Source organism: Nocardia aegles (assembly GCF_052545135.1).
In genome coordinates this window covers 1-5,145 of sequence record NZ_JBQWRI010000026.1, presented here as the reverse complement: position 1 = coordinate 5,145, position 5,145 = coordinate 1, and the positions used below count along the sequence as shown (strand labels likewise).

Here is a 5,145-nt window from a genome sequence, read left to right as displayed (position 1 = left end):
CCGTTAGGCGTACCTCCGCCTTCGCTCCGGCCATGCGCGGGACTGAGGACGGACTGCGTCCGGCTGTGCCCGGTAGGCGAGGCGTGCCGAGTGACCGGCTGCTCCGACGACGCGACCGGCGGCCGCGGGTCGTCCGATCGGGTCATATTGTGGTGGTGATGCGAGGCCGGCAGAACGGCCGATGGCCGCCCACGTCGGGGCGGCCATCGGTTGACGATTCGGGGTGGGGACTCGCCCCGCCGGGCTCAGACGCGGACGATCAGCGCATCGCCCTGCCCGCCGCCACCGCACAGCGCGGCCGCGCCGACCCCGCCGCCGCGGCGCTTCAATTCCAGCACCAGGTGCAGCAGGATGCGGGCGCCGGACATGCCCAGCGGGTGACCGATGGCGATGGCGCCGCCGTTGACGTTCACCTTCTCCGGGTCGATGCCCAGCTTCCGGGTGGAGGCGATACCGACGGCGGCGAACGCCTCGTTGATCTCCACCAAGTCCAGGTCGGCAGGCGAGATGCCCTCGCGAGCGCAGGCTTTGGCGATCGCGTTGGCGGGCTGGTCCTGCAGGGTCGAGTCCGGGCCCGCGACCACACCCGCCGCGCCGATCTCGGCGATCCAGCTCAGACCCAGCGCCTGCGCCTTCGCCTTGCTCATCACCACGACCGCCGCGGCTCCGTCGGAGATCTGCGACGCGGTGCCCGCGGTGATGGTGCCGTCCTTGCGGAACGCCGGACGCAACTTCGCCAGCGACTCCGCCGTGGTGTCGGCGCGGATGCCCTCGTCCGTGGTCACCAGCACCGGATCACCCTTGCGCTGCGGCACCGCGACCGGGACCACCTCGTCGTCGAAGACGCCGTTCTTCCACGCCGCCGCCGCGCGCTGGTGCGAAGCCGCCGCGAACGCGTCCTGCTCCTCCCTGCTGATCCGATCGGCCTGGTTGCGCTGCTCGGTGAGCGCGCCCATGGCCTGATCGGTGAAGATGTCGTGCAGGCCGTCGTAGGCCATGTGGTCACGCAGGGTCACGTCGCCGTATTTGAAGCCCTCCCTGCTCTTCTCGAGCAGATGCGGCGCCTGGCTCATCGACTCCTGACCGCCCGCGACGACGATCTCGTACTCACCCGCCCGGATCAACTGGTCGGCGAGGGCGATCGCGTTGATGCCCGACAGGCAGACCTTGTTCAGCGTCAGCGCGGGCACGTCCATCGGAATGCCCGCGGCCGCCGCAGCCTGCCGGGCCGGGATCTGCCCCGCGCCCGCGGTGAGCACCTGACCCATGATCACGTAGTCGACCTGGTCGGGCGCGACACCGCCCTTCTCCAGCGCCGCCTTGATCGCGAGCCCGCCCAGATCGGAACCGCTGAAGTCCTTCAGACCTCCGAGCAGCCTGCCGACCGGGGTACGCGCACCGGAGACGATCACGGAAGTGGTCACGACGAGCCTCGCATTCGTAGATCGGACCTGCTCGCGCCCATACCGTGAGGTACGAGAGCAGGTGTTCTACTCAACGGTAGCGGGTGTGTCCAGCGCGCCCCGTGCCAGGTCGCGCTACTTTCGAATGGTGAGCAACGTTATCGGACAGTCATCTTTCATCCCCGCCGACTACGTGACCGCGGTGGACCATGTCGGCATCGCGGTGCCGGACCTGGACGCCGCGGTCGCCTGGTACGCGCAGAATCTGGGCATGATCGAGACCCATCGCGAGGTCAACGAGGCCCAGGGCGTGCACGAGGCGATGCTGTCGCTGCCCGGCGCACCCGACCGCGCCACTGCCCTGCAGTTGCTGGCGCCGCTCAACGCGGAGTCGACGATCGCGAAGTTCATCGACCGCAGCGGGCCCGGCTTGCAGCAATTGGCCTACCGCGTGACCGACATCGAGGCCGTCTCCGCGTACCTGCGCGCCAAGGGCCTGCGTTTGCTGTACGAGGCCCCGCGGCACGGAACGGCCGATTCCCGCATCAATTTCATCCACCCGAAGGATGCTGGAGGTGTGCTGATCGAGTTGGTCGAACCCAACGCGAATGTTACGCATTAGTATCGACGTCAGGTCGGGCAAACTCGTTGGAATGACATTCGCAGTCGAGTCACCATCGGCTGTCTTCAGGCTGTAGTTTGTGTGCCATGTCGTCACCCGAGTCCGATCGCAATCGCTTCGTTGCACTGCCCTTCACCGTTGTGCGCAAGGGTTATGCGCAAGACGAGGTGCGTAATTACTTCGACCGCTTCGACGCGGAACTGAGAGTCACCGCCACCGACCGCGATGCGGCTGCGGCCCAAGCACGTAACCTCGCGAGCCAGCTGGAAGACGCGCGCGACGAGATCGACGAACTCCGTAAGGAGGTCGACCGACTCTCGGTGCCGCCGACCACCGCGGAAGGCATGTCCGACCGTATTTCCCGCATGCTCCGGCTTGCCTCCGACGAGGCGTCCGAGGTTCGTGCTCTGGCGCAGGCCGAGGCCGCGGAAATGGTGTCGATCGCCGAGCAGCAGGCCACCGAGATGCGTGGCAAGTACGAGTCACTGCTGGCGGAGACCAAGGAGAAGCGCGAGGCGCTCGAAATCGAATTCGAGCAGACCCTCGCGAACGCGCGCACCGAGTCCGCCAAGATCATCGAGGCCGCCCAGGCCGAAGCCGACCGCATCGCGAAGGAAGCCGACGCGAAGCGCAAGGCCACCCAGCAAGACTTCGAGGCCACGATGGCCGAGCGTCGCACCAAGCTCACCCGCGCCATGGAGGAGCTCGAGGCCACCAGCCGCGCCGAGGCCGCGCAGCGGATCAAGGACGCGACCGACGAGGCCAACCGCCTCATCACCTCCGCCACCCAGACCTCCGAGCGCAAGATCGCGCACGCGAAGGAGCTGGCCGAGGAGATGCGCGTGCTGCGCGGCCGGGTGCTCGCCCAGCTGCTCGGTATCCGCGGGCAGCTGGACTCGGTGCCCGCCATGCTCGCCGCGGTCAACCGGGAAAGCGAATTGCTGGACGGCGTTCCGGATCAGCGCAAGTCGATCGGCGGCAACACCAAGTCGGTCACCGGCTCCCGGCAGAAGGCGATCCCGGAGGTCGCCACCGAGGACGACGAGATCGACTCGGAAGAGCGCGAGAGCGCCGACATCAGCAACTGACGTCGGGCCACGGCGACTGCAGCGAACTGAACCGAAATGACCGAAGGCCGCCCCGCCGGGGCGGCCTTCCTCGATTTCGCACCTTGGCAGGTGTGAGCCTCAGGACCAGCGCCGGGTGATCCGCCGAGTGCGGCGGCCGTTCCAGCACCCACGATGCCAATGTCTGCGGTCCTCTTCTCCGCCATGAGCGGGCCACGCGACGATGTGCGCGACGCCGGGCGGTATCTCGTGATCGCAGCCGGGGCAGCGGTAGGTCTTTATCGCGCGGGTGCCCGGAATGGTGCGGACCACATATGTTTCGTCATCGTCCGGACCCGATTCGGTTCGTCCGAAAACGTCCCCGATCGGCGCACCCCCAACCCGGGAGTGATCAAGATGGCGGTCCGAACGCGGTTTCCGGCGGGGCATGCGACAAGCCTATTACTCCCCGCGCGAGCCCCGCGTGCCCGGGAAGTTCAGAACAAGCGGAATTCGTTGCTCTCCGTGCCGCGCAGGGCGTCGTAATCGAGCGTGAGACAGCGGATGCCGCGATCCTCGGCGAGCGTGCGTGCCTGCGGCTTGATCTGCTGGGCGGCGAAGACGCCCACCACCGGAGCCAGCAGCGGATCCCGGTTGAGCAACTCGAGGTAGCGAGTGAGCTGTTCGACGCCGTCGATCTCACCGCGCCGTTTGATCTCCACCGCCACGGTGCCGCCGTCGGCATCCCGGCACAGCAGATCCACCGGGCCGATCGCGGTCATGTACTCGCGGCGGATGAGTGTGTAGCCCGGGCCGAGCGTGTGCACGTGCTCGGCAAGCAGCTCTTGAAGGTGAGCCTCGACACCGTCTTTCACCAGACCGGGGTCTGCGCCCAGTTCGTGTGAGGAGTCGTGCTCGATGTCCTCGATGGTGATGCGAAGCTCTTCGCCGGCCTTGTTGGCAACCACCCACAGCGCCTTCGCACCATCCGGCAGCTGCGCATCGCCGTTGCGTTCCTCCAGCCGGCACGGTGGGCTCATCCAGTTCAGCGGCTTGTACGAGCCGCCGTCGGAGTGCACGAGCACCGAGCCGTCCGCTTTCATCAGCAGTAGCCTGCGGGCCATCGGAAGATGGGCGGTGAGCCGCCCTACGTAGTCGACCTGACAGCGAGCAATCACAAGGCGCACCCAAGCACTGTAGGCGAACGCCGGCAGGCCGCTGCCGTCAGCCCATGAGCAGAATCGCCGCGAGGACCACACTGACGGCGAGCAACGCGCTCTCGATCCGCGTGAGGCGCCGCCGAGTGGTCGTCCTGGTCCAGACCATGAAGAAGCCGACCGCGGTGCCGATCGTGAACGCCACCAAGTGCCCGACCTGGGTGAAGGTCTGCTCGATGAGCACACCCTCGACCGCGACGATGAACCACAGCGTCGACCAGGCGACGCGCCACCGGTAGGGCAGGGCAGCCACCAGCGCTCCGATCAATGCCATGGCGCCGTAGCTGACACCGACGTCTTCGGCCCAGCGGATGCTCGCGGGCACCCATCCGGCCTCCACACCCACCCACAGTCCCGCCGCGACGAACAACGTGGCGCCGATGTGGCCGGCCAGTAGAACGCGCACCAACCTCAGCGCACCGAAGCGCAGTTCGGCGAGAGCCAGCAGACAGGCCAGCAGCGGGATGATCACCCACGACCCGACGACGTCACCGATCACGAACGCGCTTGCCAGCAACGTCCCGATCCGGCCGTCGAGCAGGTTGTGCAGGTTCGTACTCGCGTGCAGAACCACCCTTGTCTGCGCGGAGTCGCTCAGTACGGAGAAGACCGCGGAGACGACAACCAGCCCCACCAGGTACACGGCCGTCGCGGGCAGCCTCGGCCGCCACCACTGCGGGCGTGCCGACGTGGCGGAATCGGGCGGCGCCGTGTGATCCGGCGTCGTCGCGACGACCATGCATACCTCCGTTGTTCGCGTGGGAGGGCGATCCATCCCCGCCATCCATCATCGTCGTCCGCAGGCTGCGTGTGCTTATAGTTCCCTACGAAATTGCTGCGAAACGTTCTCGCCTCAG

At 67.3% G+C, this 5,145-nt stretch carries 6 protein-coding genes; 2 read left to right on the top strand and 4 right to left on the bottom strand.

Annotated elements, in window-relative coordinates:
• Positions 1-245: 245 nt before the first annotated feature.
• The gene (locus ACT89H_RS29245; protein ID WP_445111896.1) at positions 246-1,424 is read right to left on the bottom strand and encodes an acetyl-CoA C-acetyltransferase; all 1,179 of its coding nucleotides are present in this window, start codon (positions 1,422-1,424) and stop codon (positions 246-248) included.
• Positions 1,425-1,551: 127 nt separating this feature from the next.
• On the opposite strand from ACT89H_RS29245, the gene mce reads away from it, so the two are divergent.
• On the top strand, positions 1,552-2,025 hold the full coding sequence (mce, locus tag ACT89H_RS29240) for a methylmalonyl-CoA epimerase (protein WP_445111895.1): 474 nt from the start codon (positions 1,552-1,554) through the stop codon (positions 2,023-2,025).
• 86 nt (positions 2,026-2,111) lie between these two features.
• Entirely contained in the window at positions 2,112-3,113 is a 1,002-nt protein-coding gene (locus tag ACT89H_RS29235) for a coiled-coil domain-containing protein (RefSeq protein ID WP_039796353.1), read from the top strand.
• 99 nt (positions 3,114-3,212) lie between these two features.
• Here ACT89H_RS29235 and ACT89H_RS29230 read toward each other — a convergent pair whose 3' ends face one another.
• The 3 genes from ACT89H_RS29230 to ACT89H_RS29220 are packed head-to-tail and all read right to left on the bottom strand — an operon-like array spanning position 3,213 to position 5,027.
• Positions 3,213-3,521 (bottom strand): Rv1322 family protein, encoded by a 309-nt coding sequence (locus tag ACT89H_RS29230; RefSeq protein WP_445111894.1) that lies wholly within the window; start codon positions 3,519-3,521, stop codon positions 3,213-3,215.
• 47 nt (positions 3,522-3,568) lie between these two features.
• Positions 3,569-4,258: an endonuclease NucS gene (gene nucS, locus ACT89H_RS29225; protein WP_445111893.1), complete on the bottom strand. Its 690-nt coding sequence runs from the start codon at positions 4,256-4,258 to the stop codon at positions 3,569-3,571.
• Between the two features lie 37 nt (positions 4,259-4,295).
• Complete coding sequence (locus ACT89H_RS29220; protein ID WP_445111892.1) at positions 4,296-5,027, bottom strand: rhomboid-like protein; 732 nt, start codon at positions 5,025-5,027, stop codon at positions 4,296-4,298.
• Between the last annotated feature and the right edge of the window lie 118 nt (positions 5,028-5,145).